This window comes from Paramicrobacterium fandaimingii (assembly GCF_011751745.2).
Taxonomy (GTDB): domain Bacteria; phylum Actinomycetota; class Actinomycetes; order Actinomycetales; family Microbacteriaceae; genus Paramicrobacterium; species Paramicrobacterium fandaimingii.
The window spans coordinates 2,797,792-2,813,368 of sequence record NZ_CP061170.1; the positions used below are offsets into that span (position 1 = coordinate 2,797,792).

Here is a 15,577-nt window from a genome sequence, read left to right on the forward strand (position 1 = left end):
AGCGAACGGCACACGGGCAGGTGCAGTGAACCTCCCGAACGATGCCACAGGGCCGATCGGCGTCTCGCGTGCGCGACTGCCGCGCGCCACGCTGTGGCGCTATGGCATCGGCTCGCTCGGCACCGGCGGCTTCGCCACGCTCCCCGGCCTCGTTCTCGTCTACTACCTCACAGACACCCTCGGTGTGACGGCGCTCGTCGCCGGTCTGATTCTCACCGTCTCGAAGATCTGGGACGTCGTGATCGACCCCGTCATCGGCGGGCGCAGCGACTTCAGCCTCGCGCGCAGCGGGTCACGTCGCCGATTCATGGTGCTGGGCGGCATCTTCCTCCCCATTTTCTTCGTCGTGACGTTCGCCGTTACACCGGGGCTCCCGCCCGCAGTGTCTGCCATCTGGGTGACGCTCGCGTTCATTCTGTGCGCCACCGCCTTCAGTCTGTTCCAGGTGCCTTACATCGCTCTGCCGGCCGAGCTCACCAGGAGTTACGACGAGCGCACGCGCCTGCTCACGTGGCGCGTCGTTGTGCTGACCGTCGCGATTCTGCTGTTCGGCGCGGGCGGCCCGCTGCTGCGCGACCTCTTTCCGAACGACCCATACATGGGCTATCTCGTCATGGCCCTCGTCGCGGCGGTAATTCTCGGTGCGGGGATGCTGACATCATCGGGTGTGGCGCCGCAGAATGTGCCGGAACCGGAGTCCCGGCCGACGGCGTCACTCGTGCAGAACTACCGTGGCGGCATCCGAGCCCTCATTCGCAGCCAGCCCTTCCGCGCGCTTCTCGCCACCTACATGCTGCAGGGCCTCGCCACCGGCATGATGCTCGCCGGCGCGCAGTATGTTGCCACCTGGGTGCTGCGTTCCGAAACCGCCGTGACCCTGCTGTTCGTCGCGCTCATTGCCCCTGCCCTTCTGCTCACGCCGGCCTGGGGCGGCATCGCCAAGCGCATCGGCAAAGAGCGCAGCTACTGGTTCGCGAGCATCATTTTTCTCATCGCGTCGGCATCCCTGGTCATGCTGATGTGGTCGCCGGGGTGGTGGGTGTTCGTTCCCGTCGCTGTTGCGGGTGCAGCATACGCGGGAATGCAGACTCTGCCCATGGCCATGCTCCCCGACGTGATTTCGCACGACGCCGCGCGACACGGTGAGGGCCGCGCCGGCATCTTCGGCGGACTCTGGACGGCAGGCGAGACCGCAGGAATGGCCTTCGGCGCAACGGCGCTCACCGTGATGCTCGCCATCACCGGATACCAGGAGTCCATTGGCGTCGCCGTGGAGACCCAATCGGATGCTGCCGTGAACGGCATCGTGCTGAGCTTCAGCATCGTTCCCGCTGCAGCCATGCTGCTGAGCCTCGTCGCCCTGAGCCGCTACCGGCTGCGTCGCGCCGACATCGAGCCAGAGGGAGCGTGACGTGGCTGAACTGAGCGACGTGTCACGGGAGATTCTTGAGCGCCTGCGGCGACTGCGCGAGGCCGATGCCGCAACCCACGGTGGCCGCGTTCTGTCGTATGTGTACGACTCGGGGCTGGCCGAGCTCGACGAACTTTCCGCCGAGGCGATGCGTCTCGTGCAGCCGGTGAATGGGCTCGACCCCACGGCATTCCCGTCCGTTGCTGCACTCGAGCGCGATGTCGTCGGCTTTGCCAGGCAGATGCTGCACGGCGACGCCGACACGGTCGGGTCGATCACGAGCGGAGGCACAGAGAGCTGCATGCTCGCCGTCAAGACGGCGCGCGATGTCTGGGCGGCGGCGCAGGTCTCGGGTGACCCGGCCACGCAGCCGATGCTCGCGCTGCGCCCGCGCATCATCGCGCCGGCCACCGTGCACGCCGCGTTCCACAAGGCTGCGCACTACTTCGGGCTCGACCTCGACCTTGTGCCCGTCGACGCCACGGGCCAGGTCGACGTCAACGACCTTCGCGCGCGATTCGGGCCCGACGTGGCGCTCGTCGTTGTGTCTGCTCCCAGTTACCCGTTCGGCGTTCTCGATCCCATTGCCGACGTGGCAAGCGCGGCTGCGCACCACGGCATCCCGTGTCACGTCGACGCGTGCATCGGGGGCTTCGCCCTCGCCTGGTGGGGTGACGACCTACCGCCGTGGGATCTCGCGGTGCCCGGGGTCACGAGCATCTCGGCCGACCTGCACAAGTACGGCTACGCCCCGAAGGGTGCCTCTGTGCTGCTGCAGCGAGATCGCGACAGGCAGCGTCAGCAGTTCTTCGCAACGGCACGGTGGCCTGGGTACCCCGTTGTCAACGCGACGCTGCTCGGGTCAAAGTCGGCGGGCGCTCTCGCCGCGGCGTGGGCGATCGTGCAGCGACTCGGAGGCGAGGGCTTCGCCGAGCTCGTCTCCTCGTGCCGCCGATCGACGGAGAAGCTGCACACTCGCATCGATGACATCGTCGGACTGCGCGTCGTCGGCTCCCCGACTGGCCCTCTTCTTGCGGTGGAGACCGATGCGACAGTGCCCAAGCGCTCGCGAGTCGACCCGCATCACTGGGCAGACCGCGTCTCGGAGCTCGGCTTCACCCTGCAGCTGCAGCCGGGATTCACCCAGTCAAACGGTCTCACGCTTCCCCACACAACGCACCTGACGATCACGCCGGTCACCGAACGGATGCTGCCCGAACTGACCGCCGCGCTCACGCAGGCGGCCGACGATGTGCGGGGGAAAGCCAGGGCAACCCCGCGGTTCGCCGTGCAGGCACTCCGCATGTCGGGCGCCCTTGGCCGGGAGCTCACCGCCGACAGGGCGCAGGCCTTGCTGTCACGCTTCGGCGTTGGCGCCAATCCGGGCAACGCAGGCAGCGCGTCAACTCCGCTTCCGGCAAAGATGGCGCCGCTCATCGCCCTCGTCGAGCAGCTGCCTTCCGAGTTCGCTGAGCGCCTCTTGATCGAGGTGCTCGCCCGCCAGGTCGAGCCGCCCACTGCCCCGTAAGCAGCCTGCTCAGCGCTCAAACTTCGCCTCGGGGCCGCCATGCAGCGCAGCGTCGATGCGCTCCAGCTGTGTCATGCGCATCTGCGGCATCTCGGCGAGGGTGAACCACCGAGCATCCGTGTTCTCTCCGTCGGCAGGCTCAGGCTCGCCCGAAACGTAGCGACAGGCGAAGACGATGTCGAGAAACCGGGCCTTGTCGCCGTTGGGCCACGCCATCGACGGCTGCGCGTTCACCAACGCGAGGCGCTCGGCGACGGCAACGACGCCGGCCTCTTCGAGCACTTCACGCTCGGCGGCGACGGCCGGCTGCTCACCAGGATCGATGATGCCCGACACCGAGGTCCACTCGTCGGTGTCGGCGCGGCGCACAAGCAGCACCTCGGTGCCCGAGGCTGCCCGCCGCGTCACCACGGCCGTGACTCCACTCAGCCACAGCTCATCATGCCCGATCTTGCGTCGAAGGGCGGTGATGAACTCGGGCGTTGCCATGCCTTACCGTACCCCGGCCGACTCCGATTCTGTCGGCACAGCGTCGGCGCTGTCACGCTCTGCCGCCGCCTCGGCTTTTCGCGCACGCTTTGCCGCCCGGCGATCCTTAGCGCCTTCGACAAGGTTGTACAAGGTGGGCAGCACAATGAGAGTCAGCACCGTCGACGAGACGAGACCGCCGATCACGACGATCGCGAGCGGCTGCGAGATGAAGCCGCCGTGCCCGGTGATACCGAGCGCCATCGGGGTGAGCGCGAAGATCGTCGCCAAAGCCGTCATGAGAATGGGGCGCAGCCTTCGCACGGAACCGTGTTCGACGGCGTCCGCAACGGACAGTCCCCTGTCGCGGTATTGGTTCACAAGATCGACGAGCACGATGGCGTTCGTCACAACGATTCCAATGAGCATGAGCACGCCGATGAGCGACGGAACACCAAGCGGAACGCCCGTCGCCAGCTGCAGGCCAATGCCGCCCGTTGCCGCGAACGGCACTGACACGAGAAGAAGCAGCGGCTGGCGCAGCGACCGGAACGTGGCGACCATGACGATGTACACGATCAGGATCGCGGCGAGCATCGCGAGGCCGAGCTGCTGGAACGCGGTGTCTTGGTCGGCACTCACGCCGCCGAGCTCCGCAGACGCGCCTGCGGGCAGATCGACAGTGTCAACCGCTTCCTGCACCTCAACGCTCGCGGCGCCGATGTTATCGCCCGCGGGGGTCGCGCTCACTGTCGCCGAGCGATCTCCGTTTACTGTTGTCACGCTCTGCGGCCCGTCGGTGACCTCGACGCTCGCGAGCGTCGAGAGCGCCACGACGCCGGTCGGGGTCGGAACCTCAAGGGCGCGAAGCTCATCGAGCGTTGCCGGTTCGTCAGCGGTCTCAACGTAGATCGTGAGCGTCGTGTCGTCGATCACGACAGTTCCCGACTGCTGCGGCTTTGTCGCGCCGGCGACGAACGAGCTGAGGGCGATCTCGCTGTACCCGGCCTCCGCCGCTTCCTGCCTGTCGACCGCAACTTCAATGTACGGGCGCGACTCGGCGAGGTTGTCGCTGACCTCGGCCACCGAACCAAGGTCGCTGACCGCGTCGTGCACCGCCTTGGTGGCCTTCTCGAGATCATCAGACGACGTCGCCGTGATGTCGACCTCGATGTCAGACGATGCTCCGAACCCGCTCGACGCCGCGACTTCGATCGTTCCCGCGTCGTCGATCGTTGCGAGCTTGTCGCGCACCGACTGCTGCAGTGCCGTCTGGTCGGCGTCGACGTCTGTCGTGATCGAGAACGTGACCGCTCCCTCTCCGCCACCGCCGAACGCGGACGTCAGCGAGTTTCCGCTCGAGCCGATCGACACCTGCACCGTTTCGATTCCGTCGATGTCGAGCAGAGCATCTTCGACCTTCGACGCCGCCTGATCTTGCGCGTCGAGGCTCGCACCCGGCTGCAGGGTCTGCGTCACCGAGAGCGTGTTCTGGCCGCTGTCGCCGAGGAAGTTTGTCTTCATGAAGGGCGCCGCTGCGAGCGTCACGCCCATGACAAGCAGCGCGAGAATGATCGTTGTCGCCGAGTGCTTCAGCGTCCACCGAATGATCGGAAGGTAGGAGCGCTGCAGGCGCGTGGGGTGCTTGAGCTCGTCTTCGTGATCGGTCTGCGCCTGGCGGCGCCCACGGCGAGTGCGGGCGGATGCCGTTGACTCACGCGCGGCGTCAGCTGCGGTGTGCTCCTCAGAGACCGTCGCCGATTCCTCGGCATCCGTCTGTTCCCGTGCGGAGTCGTCTGCAGAAACACCCGGAGTTTTCGCCTGACGCACGTATGACGCAGACACGATCGCCGGCATCGGTGCGATCGATGGCTTCGCCGTGCTGGCGGCGTCGGGCTCAGCAGATTCGCTCGCTTCAGCGGATGCCGCGACAGCATCCTGTGCCGGCTTCGCCGACGTCGTGTCGCGACGCTCTGCCTTCGCTGCTTGCTTCTGCTGCCGTTTGGCAACGCGGGCCGCGTCGGCTTCTTCGCGAGCCCGGTTCTTGGCGCTGACGGCATCCGCCTGCTTCTGCTGACGTGCCTCGATCTTCGCCTGCTGCTTCTCCGTCGGCGCGCGCAAGAACCAGTACGCCAGAACGGGAACGATCGTCAGCGAGACAAGCAGCGATGCGAGCAGCGCGATCGTGACGGTGAGGGCGAACGGCCGGAACAGCTCGCCTGTCATGTCGCCGACGAGGGCAAGCGGAAGGAACACGGCGACAGTCGTGATGGTGGATGCCGTGATCGCCCCGGCGACCTCGCGCACAGCTGTGGCGATCGCCTGAAGGCGGGATGCTCCGGTGCGTTCGACACTGAGACCCAGGTGCCTCTTGATGTTCTCGATGACCACGATGGAGTCGTCGACGACGCGACCGATCGCGATCGTCAGAGCGCCCAGAGTCAGAATGTTGAGCGTGTAGTCGGATACCTGGAGGCCGATGAAGGTGATCAGCACCGACGTGGGGATCGAGATTGCTGTGACGAGTGTGGCACGCACGTCGAGCAAGAAGAGCAGAATCACCAGAACGGCGAACACGAGACCGAGCAGACCCTCTGTTGAGAGGGACTCGATTGACTGCTCGATGTACGGCGCCTGGTCGAAGACGATCGTGAGGGTGACGTCGCTGCCCAGCGACTCTTCAAGTTCGGGCAGCGCGTCGGTGATGCCGTGAGAGACATCAACGGTGTTTGCATCGGGCAGCTTGGTGATCGACACCGTGAGGGCGTCTTCGCCATTCACACGCGAGTGCGTCGTCTGCGGGTTCTCCGTGAGCTCAACCGATGCGACGTCGCCGAGGGTGACGACCTCGCCGTCTGGCGGGGTAACTCCCGTCAGCGGAAGCGCCGTGAGATCATCGACGGAGCCGAGCTTCGTGCCGGACTGTACCGAATACGTGCTGCCGTCTTCGGTGATCTCCCCCGCGCCGATGAGCGTTCCGTTTTGCTGCAGAGCATCGTTGATGGCCTGCGTTGTCGCCCCGACCTTTGCCAGTTCCTCGACGTCGGGGGTGATCGTCACCCGCTGCCCAGCCGCACCGACGATCGCCGCCTCGCGCACGCCCTCGACATCTTCGAGCTTCGGAACAGCGACGCGCTCGAGCAGGTCGTTCAGCTCGGCGTTGTCACCACCCGTGACGGCAACCTGAATAATCGGGAGATCATCGAGGCTTCCCGCCATCACCTGCGGATCGGCGTCGCTCGGCAGCGTCGAGGAGATGCGCTCGATCGCCTGATTGATCTTCTGCTCGGCCGTGTCGAGATCTGTGCCGTACGTAAACGTCGCCGACACCAGGCTGAGGTTCGTGCTCGATGTGGCGCTCGTCGACTCGAGCCCGGGAACACCGCTGATCGCCTTCTCGATGGGCGTCGACAGGTCATCGTTGACGACGTTGGGTGACGCCCCAGGGTAATTTGTCACGATCGCGAGCTGGGGGAACGTGATGTTCGGCGCCAACTCCTGTTTGAGTCCGGTGAGTGAGATCACCCCGAACACGGCGACGACGACGGTGACAAGCGCGATGAGCGCACGGTTCTTCAGGCTGGCGACGCTGAGAAGATGCACAATTCTCCTGCGAAAAGTTTGAGGTGGGAGCGAATGCGTGCGCAGCTGCTGTCGCGCACGCCACTAATCCGCGCCTGCATTCTTTCACACAGACCTGTGGTGTTTACCGGCGAATGCAACCGGCGGATGCTGTCACAGCATCCGCCGGTTACGCGCTACGCACCGCGTCGGTTCTCGACGTAGGTCGCGAGCGCGTTGCGCACAAACGCAGCTCCACCCTGACCGCCGTAGTTCTTCGCAAAACGCGGATCAGCGACGTACATCTCCCCGAGCCCCAGCAGGTACTCGTCTGTCGAACGACCATGCTCGCTGCCCGGTGTGCCGGGGATGCTGCTGAGCCATTCGGCATGACGTCTGGCGAGGCTCTGCGCTTCGTCGCTGTCAGGGTGAACGCCGCGCTCTGCGGCATCCGCCCAGTCCGACGCGAGAGTGTGCTGGCGCTGCTGCCACTCCGAACGCTCGGCATCGCTCATACCGCGCCACCATTCGTCTGAACGCGCATACGCGTTCTTTCCCCAACGCTCCTCGACTTCGTCCTTGTACTGGGTGTGGTCGAAACCGTCGAACATGTTCTCTGCCATGACACCCTCTCCTTTCTCTAACGTGCTGATGGTGTTTTCGACAGACGAGATCTGTCTCGAAATGCGGTCGTGTTCGCGTCGCAGCCACGTGAGGTGCGTGCGAAGTGCCGTCGGCGCATCTGCCTCACGATCGATGACGTCGGCGATCGCGGAAAGTCCGAGCCCGAGCTCACGCAGCAGCAGAATGCGCTGCAGCCGCACAAGCGACTGATCGTCGTAATACCGATAGCCATTCGGTCCAATGCGGCTCGGCTCGAGAATCCCGATGTGGTCGTAGTGCCTCAGCGTGCGGCTCGTCGTGCCCGCGTGCTGGGCAATCTCGTGAATTGACCAGTGCATCTCGTCTCCTTTTTGCTGTGCAACGGTGTCCACGATAGAAGTTGACGTTGCGTCAATGTCAACCCCGAGTTTCCTGCACACCGTTGCCAATCGGTGAAACGCGATATATCGTGTTTGAGGAACACGCGATATATCGCGTTTACGATGCGAAGAGAAGGGCATCCCATGAGCAGAGAGAAATGGTTCATCCAGCCGGGTGAATCGCGGGTGATCGACACCGGCATCATTAGAGCGCTCAAGGTAGCCCTCATCGCCGGCACCATCGACGTCATCGGACACGACGAAGACACTGCGCGCATCGAGGTGAACGACGTCACCGGACGAGACCTCAAAGTGACAATCGACGGTGACTCCCTCGAGATCGACCACCCTCAGCTGCGTTGGGAGAACTTCATCGACACGTTCCGAGCATTCGGCCCCAGCCGGGCCTCTGCCGCGGTGAGCGTTCTCGTTCCCCGCAGCATCGACCTGTCGTTCGGCGTGGTGAGCGCCACAGCTCTCGTATCCGGGCTCGAAACCGACGCCCGCCTCAGCACGGTCAGCGGCGAGATCGGAGCCGACAGCCTGACGGGCGATGTCGAGCTCAACGCCGTGTCGGGCGCACTCAACGTCAGCAATCACTCGGGCACGGTCTCGGTTCACACCGTGTCAGGCGATGTCACGGCGCAGGGCGAACTCACGAAGATCACGGGCGACACCGTCTCGGGCGATGTCTTCATCGACGCGACCGGGGCGTGCGACCGCATCCGGGTCAATTCGATGTCGGGAAACGTCACAGCCCGCGTCGACGGCGATCTCGGCACTCGCTGTGTACTCAACACCGTGAGCGGACGCATGCACGTCGATGGCAGAACGGTCGACGGCACGTTTGGTCGCGGCTATTCGATGACGAGGCAGGGAACAGGCAACTTCACCGTCGAGGTGACGGCGAACACGGTTTCCGGCGACATCTCGGTGATCAAGCGCTCACCCGCACCCTCGCCCGACAGCGTCGACGCGGACGGAGCAGTGCAATGACCCCGGTTTTCGCGCACGGCAGTCTGCGCCTCTACGTGCTGAAGCTTCTCGCCGAGAGCTCTCGAAACGGGTACGAGATTATTCAGGCGCTCAGCGAACGTTTCGGCGGAACGTACAGCCCGAGCGCCGGCACGGTGTACCCCCGACTGGCGAAGCTCGCCGAAGACGGGCTCGTCGCCAAGAACAGCGATGGGCGTAAGAGCGTCTATGAGATAACGGATGCCGGTCGAGCCGAACTCGAGCGTCGCGCGGACGAGCTCGATGCCATCGAAGACGATGTGAGCGACTCCGTGCGCCGTCTCGCCGACGAAGTGCGAACGGGCGTGAACGACGCAATGCGTTCGCTGCGTGCCGAGCTCGCGTCGGCATCTCGCGACGCACGGGCACGAGCGCAAGACGACCCCGTCTCGACGCCTCGCGATACGGATGCGCGCACTCAGAGCCGGGTCGCGGTCTACGAGATCGAAACCGCCGTGTCGGAGTTTCGCCGCGATCTGCGCTCAGACCTGCGCACGGCCATCGCGTCGGGCAAGGTCGTCGACGATGAGCTCATCGTGACCGCGCGAGCCGAGCTTGCTCGCGTTCGCGAGCTGCTCCGTCCGCGCTAACTCGTCTCGCCCCGCAGCATCCTGTGGGAGTTCGAGGCTAGGCCTCGGGCTCCCATGGCACCCGGCCGCCCTCATCCGCAGGAAGCAGCGGCACGACGACAACGGGCCGGGATTGCGTGTGCGCCAGATGCGCGGCGACCGAACCTCCGAGAAACTCCTGGAGCCCGGCAATGAACCCGGGCTCTCGCGTTCCGACAACGATCATGCTGGCGCCGATTTCGTCGGCCATCGCACCGAGAACGGCAGAGGGCTGACCTGCACCGACTCTCGTGGTCCACGTGACGCCCGCGTTCTGGGCTGCGGCCTTCGCGCGCTCCTCAAGCCATTCGATGTCCGGATTGCTCTCGGCAGACGGATCAGGATCAAACGTCGTAAAGGCGACGGTGCCGTCAGACATGAATCCCGAGGTGTATTGCGTGGTATCAACCCACGCGAACACCACGTCACGACCGAAGGCCTTCGCAAACGCGACACCTCGCTCGGGAACGCTCTCGGGCTGCTCTCCTGTGACTCCGACAAGCACCGGGCCATTTTCGGGGTTCTGCATAATCTCGAACTCCTCTCGCCACTGCGAACGGCTTCTCTGCCTCGGTTCCAGCGTATCGCTGATTGAGCGTTTCGGCGCCATATTCCGTCCGTCGCATGTGATGTCACGCTTCGACAGGTCAGCACCGGCCGGACCGTCTCACAGGAGAGATCAAGGCACCATCATGCTAAACTCAGGGTTAGTCTTATCGTTCCCTGGTTGGTACAACCGCGGGTAGCTAGACAGCTATCCGAATACTGATTTGTGAGGGGGTCTCGCATGGGGCGTGGCCGTCAAAAGGCAAAGCACACGAAGATCGCACGTGAGCTCAAGTCGTTCAGCCCAGAAGTGGACTACGACCAGCTCCAGCGTGAGCTCGGTGGCAGCACTCCTGACCCGTATGAAGACGAGGTCTCGAAGTGGTCTGAGTATGCAGACGACTTCTCGTCAGACCAACAGAAGCGGGCCTGACCCGTTACCCGAGTGCTCGTAGCGCCACGAGAGAAAGCCGGGCAGGCCAAGCCATGCCCGGCTCTGTCGTTTGCGCAGATCGCGTCGTTTGCGCAGATCGCCAGCGCAGATTCTCATCTGCCCGCAGAGGCGACCCGCACTGTCACGACAACTGGGTTCGCTCAATCCACTCGAGATACTCCGGCGTGACGGATCCGGTGACATAGTCGCCGGTGAAGCAGCTCATCTCGAGATCGGTGACGTCCGACCCTTCAATGATGGCGTCGCGCATATCGTCGACTTCCTGAAAGATCATGTGGTCGGCGTTGAGCACGGCACCGATCTCTGGGATCTTGCGATTATGCGCAATCAGTTCGGCACGTGTGGGCATGTTGATTCCGTAGACATGCGGATGCCGCACCGGAGGCGCCGCTGAGGTGAATGTCACCTTGTTCGCACCGGCAGCGCGCGCCATCTCCACGATCTCTTTCGAGGTGGTTCCCCGAACGATCGAATCATCGACGATCAGAATGTTCTTACCCTTGAACTCGCTGCCCATGGCGTTGAGCTTCTGGCGCACGCTCTTCTTGCGCTGCGCCTGCCCCGGCATGATGAAGGTGCGCCCAACGTAGCGATTCTTATAGAAACCCTCGCGGTACTCGATGCCGAGCTTCCGCGCCACCTGCATTGCCGCGGGTCTCGACGAGTCCGGAATCGGCATCACCACGTCCACGTCGCCGAGAGGCATGTGCGTGGTGATGGTGTCGGCGAGACGATTGCCGAGCCGCAGCCGGGCGTCATACACCGAGATGCCGTTCATAATCGAATCGGGGCGAGCAAGGTACACGTATTCAAACGAGCACGGAACGAGTCGCGGCGAACGCGCGCACTGCCGGGAGAACAGCTCACCGTCTGGCGTGATGAAAACCGCTTCGCCCGGTGCAATGTCGCGCACGACGTCGTAGCCAGCAGCCTCGAGCACGAGCGACTCCGACGCGACGACCCAATCATCGCCGATGATGCCCGCCTGGCGACGCCCGAGCACGAGCGGCCGGATGCCGTAGGGGTCTCTGAAGGCAAGCAACCCGTGCCCGGCGATCATCGCGATCGCCGCATACGAGCCTTCAACACGTTCGTGCACCTGCGACACGGCGGTGAAGATCTGGTCGGGGTCAAGTTCCATTCCCGAGATCTGCCCCTGAAGCTCGTTCGCGAGCACGTTGAGCAGCATCTCGGTGTCGCTCGTCGAGTTCACGTGTCGGCGATCCACATGAAAGAGGTCTTTGGCGAGCTCACGCGTGTTCGTCAGATTGCCGTTGTGCACGAGAATGATGCCATACGGCGCGTTCACGTAGAAAGGCTGGGCCTCCTGCTCGTTTGCCGCATCGCCCTTTGTGACGTACCGCACGTGACCGAGCCCGACATTGCCAACGAGCGAGCGCATGTCGCGGGTGCGAAAAGCCTCCCGCACCTGACCTTTGGCCTTCGTCATGTGAAAGGTCGGCCCCTCGGCCGTCGCGATTCCCGTGGAATCTTGGCCGCGGTGCTGCAAAAGCAACAACGCATCGTAAACCTGCTGGTTGACGGGCTCGTGTGAGACGATTCCGACGATTCCGCACATGTCAGTGGGCTCCCGAAGGGTTCAGTTGTTCTGCGGTTGGGCTGTCAGCTCGCATGAGTTCCAACGAGTCGCACGGCACCGCCGTCGACACCCTTGGCACCCTGCTCGAAGCCGGTGAAGTCTCGTGTTCCCGTGTGCACCTCGCCGACCTGCCACGAGGGGATTCCCGCGGATTCGCAGAGCGAGATGACGGATGCTGCCTGAGCGGCGTCAACGACGGCGAAGAACCCGATTCCGAGGTTCCAGGTGCCTTCGCTAGCTTCAAGCGGTGTTCCCGCCATGTCGCTGAGCACGCGGAACACGGGGGAAGGCGACCACGTCGAACGGTCAACCTCGACCCACGATCCGGCGGGAAGCACGCGTGCGAGGTTGGCGGCGATGCCGCCGCCCGTCACGTGCGACAGCGAGTGGAGTGCTCCCGGTGCGGCAGCCATGACGTCAAGCATTGGCTTGGTGTACAGCCGAGTAGGCTCGAGCAGCACTTCGCCGACAACACCGCCGAGTTCGGCTGAAGTGTCGGTGTAGCTGATCTTCTGCTGCGCAAGAATATGTCGCACGAGCGAGTATCCGTTTGAATGCAGCCCGCTCGAGGCGAGAGCGATGACGGCGTCGCCGTCTTTCACCAGGTGTGCTCCCAGAACAGCATCCGCTTCGACGGCCCCCGTCGCTGCTCCAGCGACGTCGTACTCGTCTTCGGCGATGAGCCCGGGGTGCTCGGCGGTCTCCCCTCCGACAAGCGCCGTTCCCGTTGCGGAGCACGCCTCGGCGATGCCGCGCACGATATCGGCGATGCGCTCGGGAACCACCTTGCCGCAGGCGATGTAGTCCGTCATGAACAGCGGTGTGGCTCCCACGACGACGATGTCGTCGACGACCATTCCGACGAGATCTTGACCGATTGAATCGTGCTTGTCGATTGCCTGGGCAATCGCGACTTTCGTGCCGACGCCGTCGGTCGATGTTGCGAGAAGGGGCTTGCGGAATCTCGTGAGGTACGAGACGTCGAAGAGCCCGGCGAATCCGCCGAAGCCGCCCTGCACTTGTGGTCCGTGTGTGGCTGAGACAGCCGATTTCATGAGTTCGACGGCGAGGTCGCCCGCTGCGGTGTCGACTCCTGCTTCGCGATATGTCGCGGAACTGCTCACAGATTGTCCTCGTGATCGGCTGACGTTGTTGCTGCTGGTGGCGCCTCAGCTTCCGGCTCGCTGACGCGCACGTTAACCTTATCGACTCGCACCGTGTGTGTTTTCTTGCGGGCTCTCACGTCGAGAATCCAGGCAAGGAGTCCGAAGACCGCGATCCCAATGGGAATGCAGACAAGCAGAAGAAATCCGAACACCGCGCCTGGCGAGAAGTACACCTCGCCGCGAGCTGCGTCGATCTCATTCGGCGTGCGCTGAAAGGCGAAGGTGAGAATCATCGCCGCAATCAGTCCGACGATGACGCCGATCAGAATGAACGTCTGGTACTTCGGTGCTCGACGCACCGCCACCTCATGCGAGGTGGATGTCGCAGCGGGCACTGTTGTGGCGGGCACTGTTGTGGCGGGCACTGTCGCGGCAGGCTCCGTCGTGGCCGACTCGGCCGCGGTTGGCTCAGCGCCCGCTGCTCGATCGCGCGCGGACGGGTCGGAGACGGGGCGCTCAGACGCGGCGCCCGGAGTGGTGCTCATGCCTTCCATTGTCGCGCATGAAGCTGTGTGCGTTTCACACGGCGGCTGCGGCGGTGGGCGCCGGGCGGCGGCAGCTGTCAGGCGCGCAGTCTGAGAATGGGCAGCCGACCCGTGAGGTCGGCCCGGCTTCCGGATGCCGTCACAGACGCCGTCTCGACAGCATCCACCCACGCCACCGTGCCCGTTGCCAGCGCCAGCCAGGTCTCAGCGTCGGTCTCGATGACGTTGGGAGGTGTGCCGCGCGTGTGCTTCGGCCCTTCAATGCACTGGGTGGCGCCGAACGGCGGAACCCGAAGCTCCACTGTGTTGCCGGGGAATCGCTCGGCAAGCAGCTGAAGTGTGAACCGTACGGCCGTCGCCACGTCGTCTCGCACGGCGGCTTCTCGCACGGCTCGGTCGACCGCAGGAATTCCAATGTCATCGGTGATGCGCGCACGAGCCATGCCCATAGGCTAGTACTCGTGAAGATTCTTGTGCTGGGGTCTGGCGCCCGGGAACACGCCATCATCCTCTCTCTTCGTGCCGAGACGGACAGTCACGACATCACAGCGGCGCCAGGCAATGCCGGCATTGCCCGCGACGTGACGTGCGCGACGTTCGACATCACCGACCCCGTCATCGTGGCAAACGTCGCCATCGAGATGGCGGCGGACCTCGTGGTGATCGGCCCAGAGGCCCCCCTCGTCGCTGGCGTTGCAGACGAGCTGCGCGAGCAGGGCATCCCCGTTTTCGGGCCGGGCAAAGCCGCCGCTCAGCTCGAGGGGTCGAAGACCTTTGCAAAGCGCGTGATGGATGCCGCTGGCGTGCCCTCCGGCCGCGCGACCCGAGCGACATCCCTCGCCGAGGTCGAATCCGCTCTCGACGCTTTCGGGTCGCCGTATGTCGTGAAGGCGGATGGCCTCGCTGCGGGAAAGGGTGTGCTCGTCACCCACGATCGAGATGCCGCCCGCGACCACGCACGCGCATATCTTCCCCATGGCAGCATCCTCGTTGAAGAGTTTCTTGAGGGGCAGGAAGTCTCACTGTTTCTGCTGAGCGACGGCCACCGTGTTCTGCCGCTCTCCCCCGCCCAGGATTACAAGCGACTTGGCGACGGCGACGCCGGGCCGAACACCGGCGGCATGGGCGCGTATTCGCCCCTGCCGTGGCTCGATGAGACGTTCGGAAGCGAGGAGGCCTTCGTTGACGAGGTGATTCGCACGGTGGCGCAGCCGGTCATCACTCAGCTTGCCGAAGATCAGACGCCGTTCATCGGTCTGCTCTACGCCGGGCTCATCTTGACGAGCAAGCGGGACAACGCCGACGACAGCGGCATTCGCGTCATCGAGTTCAATGCCCGGTTCGGCGACCCCGAGACGCAGGTTGTTCTTCCGAGGCTCGCGACACCGCTCTCGCAGTTGCTCCTCGCCGCAGCGACCGGCACACTCGATGATTCCGACAGGCCGGAGTTCAGCATGACAACGGCCGTGACCGTCGTTCTCGCGAGTGAGAACTACCCGGCGAAGCCCATAACGGGTCGGCAGATCACGGGTCTCGATGCGGCCGAAGCGATCGAGGGTGTGCACATTGCCCACGCAGCGACAACGGACGCGGGCGGACGCCTGACGGCATCCGGAGGCCGGGTGCTGAACGTGGTCGCGCTGGGCACCACGTTCAGCGAGGCACGCGAACGGGCATATGACGCAATCGGGCTGATCGAACTCGAGGGCGCGCAGTACCGATCAGACATCGCACGGTGCGTCGCCGACTAGCG

General features: G+C 64.3%; 14 protein-coding genes. 6 read left to right on the plus strand and 8 right to left on the minus strand.

Annotation, left to right across the window (positions count from 1 at the left end; all coding sequences use genetic code 11):
* Positions 1 to 25: 25 nt before the first annotated feature.
* Together HCR84_RS13500 and HCR84_RS13505 are read left to right on the plus strand one after the other, a co-directional pair.
* The gene (locus HCR84_RS13500) at positions 26 to 1,411 is read left to right on the plus strand and encodes an MFS transporter (RefSeq protein ID WP_244972491.1); all 1,386 of its coding nucleotides are present in this window, start codon (positions 26 to 28) and stop codon (positions 1,409 to 1,411) included.
* Between the two features lies 1 nt (position 1,412).
* Positions 1,413 to 2,939 carry a pyridoxal phosphate-dependent decarboxylase family protein gene (locus HCR84_RS13505; protein ID WP_244972492.1) on the plus strand — a complete coding sequence of 509 codons (1,527 nt, stop codon included), beginning with the start codon at positions 1,413 to 1,415 and terminating at the stop codon, positions 2,937 to 2,939.
* A gap of 9 nt (positions 2,940 to 2,948) precedes the next feature.
* On the opposite strand, the gene HCR84_RS13510 is transcribed toward HCR84_RS13505, so the two are convergent.
* From HCR84_RS13510 to HCR84_RS13520, 3 genes are all read right to left on the minus strand, one after another.
* Positions 2,949 to 3,428: an NUDIX hydrolase gene (locus HCR84_RS13510; RefSeq protein ID WP_166980209.1), complete on the minus strand. Its 480-nt coding sequence runs from the start codon at positions 3,426 to 3,428 to the stop codon at positions 2,949 to 2,951.
* 3 nt (positions 3,429 to 3,431) lie between these two features.
* Entirely contained in the window at positions 3,432 to 7,010 is a 3,579-nt protein-coding gene (locus HCR84_RS13515; protein ID WP_166980207.1) for an efflux RND transporter permease subunit, read from the minus strand.
* A gap of 155 nt (positions 7,011 to 7,165) precedes the next feature.
* Positions 7,166 to 7,930, minus strand: a complete 765-nt coding sequence (locus tag HCR84_RS13520; RefSeq protein WP_166980204.1) for a MerR family transcriptional regulator — start codon at positions 7,928 to 7,930, stop codon at positions 7,166 to 7,168.
* A gap of 165 nt (positions 7,931 to 8,095) precedes the next feature.
* Here HCR84_RS13520 and HCR84_RS13525 point away from each other — a divergent pair, with 165 nt between their 5' ends.
* Together HCR84_RS13525 and HCR84_RS13530 are read left to right on the plus strand one after the other, a co-directional pair.
* Positions 8,096 to 8,947 (plus strand): DUF4097 family beta strand repeat-containing protein, encoded by an 852-nt coding sequence (locus HCR84_RS13525; protein WP_166980202.1) that lies wholly within the window; start codon positions 8,096 to 8,098, stop codon positions 8,945 to 8,947.
* Positions 8,944 to 9,555, plus strand: coding sequence for a PadR family transcriptional regulator (locus HCR84_RS13530; protein WP_166980200.1), 612 nt, complete (start codon positions 8,944 to 8,946; stop codon positions 9,553 to 9,555). Before HCR84_RS13525 ends, HCR84_RS13530 begins: the two co-directional genes overlap by 4 nt.
* Positions 9,556 to 9,592: 37 nt before the next feature.
* Here the strand turns inward: HCR84_RS13530 and HCR84_RS13535 are convergent, their stop codons facing one another.
* Positions 9,593 to 10,102: a universal stress protein gene (locus tag HCR84_RS13535; protein WP_166980198.1), complete on the minus strand. Its 510-nt coding sequence runs from the start codon at positions 10,100 to 10,102 to the stop codon at positions 9,593 to 9,595.
* Between the two features lie 258 nt (positions 10,103 to 10,360).
* Between HCR84_RS13535 and HCR84_RS13540 the strand changes: the two genes are divergently transcribed.
* Positions 10,361 to 10,552 (plus strand): DUF3073 domain-containing protein, encoded by a 192-nt coding sequence (locus tag HCR84_RS13540; RefSeq protein WP_166980196.1) that lies wholly within the window; start codon positions 10,361 to 10,363, stop codon positions 10,550 to 10,552.
* 142 nt (positions 10,553 to 10,694) lie between these two features.
* On the opposite strand, the gene purF is transcribed toward HCR84_RS13540, so the two are convergent.
* From purF to HCR84_RS13560, 4 genes are all read right to left on the minus strand, one after another.
* Positions 10,695 to 12,152 carry an amidophosphoribosyltransferase gene (gene purF / locus HCR84_RS13545; protein ID WP_166980194.1) on the minus strand — a complete coding sequence of 486 codons (1,458 nt, stop codon included), beginning with the start codon at positions 12,150 to 12,152 and terminating at the stop codon, positions 10,695 to 10,697.
* Between the two features lie 44 nt (positions 12,153 to 12,196).
* The gene (gene purM, locus HCR84_RS13550; protein WP_166980192.1) at positions 12,197 to 13,297 is read right to left on the minus strand and encodes a phosphoribosylformylglycinamidine cyclo-ligase; all 1,101 of its coding nucleotides are present in this window, start codon (positions 13,295 to 13,297) and stop codon (positions 12,197 to 12,199) included.
* A complete protein-coding gene (locus HCR84_RS13555; RefSeq protein ID WP_235940699.1) occupies positions 13,294 to 13,824 on the minus strand; it encodes a hypothetical protein in 531 nt (176 codons plus the stop codon). Before HCR84_RS13555 ends, purM begins: the two co-directional genes overlap by 4 nt.
* A 77-nt stretch (positions 13,825 to 13,901) precedes the next feature.
* Positions 13,902 to 14,267, minus strand: a complete 366-nt coding sequence (locus HCR84_RS13560; RefSeq protein WP_166980190.1) for a sterol carrier family protein — start codon at positions 14,265 to 14,267, stop codon at positions 13,902 to 13,904.
* 18 nt (positions 14,268 to 14,285) lie between these two features.
* Here HCR84_RS13560 and purD point away from each other — a divergent pair, with 18 nt between their 5' ends.
* A complete protein-coding gene (gene purD / locus HCR84_RS13565; protein ID WP_166980188.1) occupies positions 14,286 to 15,575 on the plus strand; it encodes a phosphoribosylamine--glycine ligase in 1,290 nt (429 codons plus the stop codon).
* Positions 15,576 to 15,577: the final 2 nt, after the last annotated feature.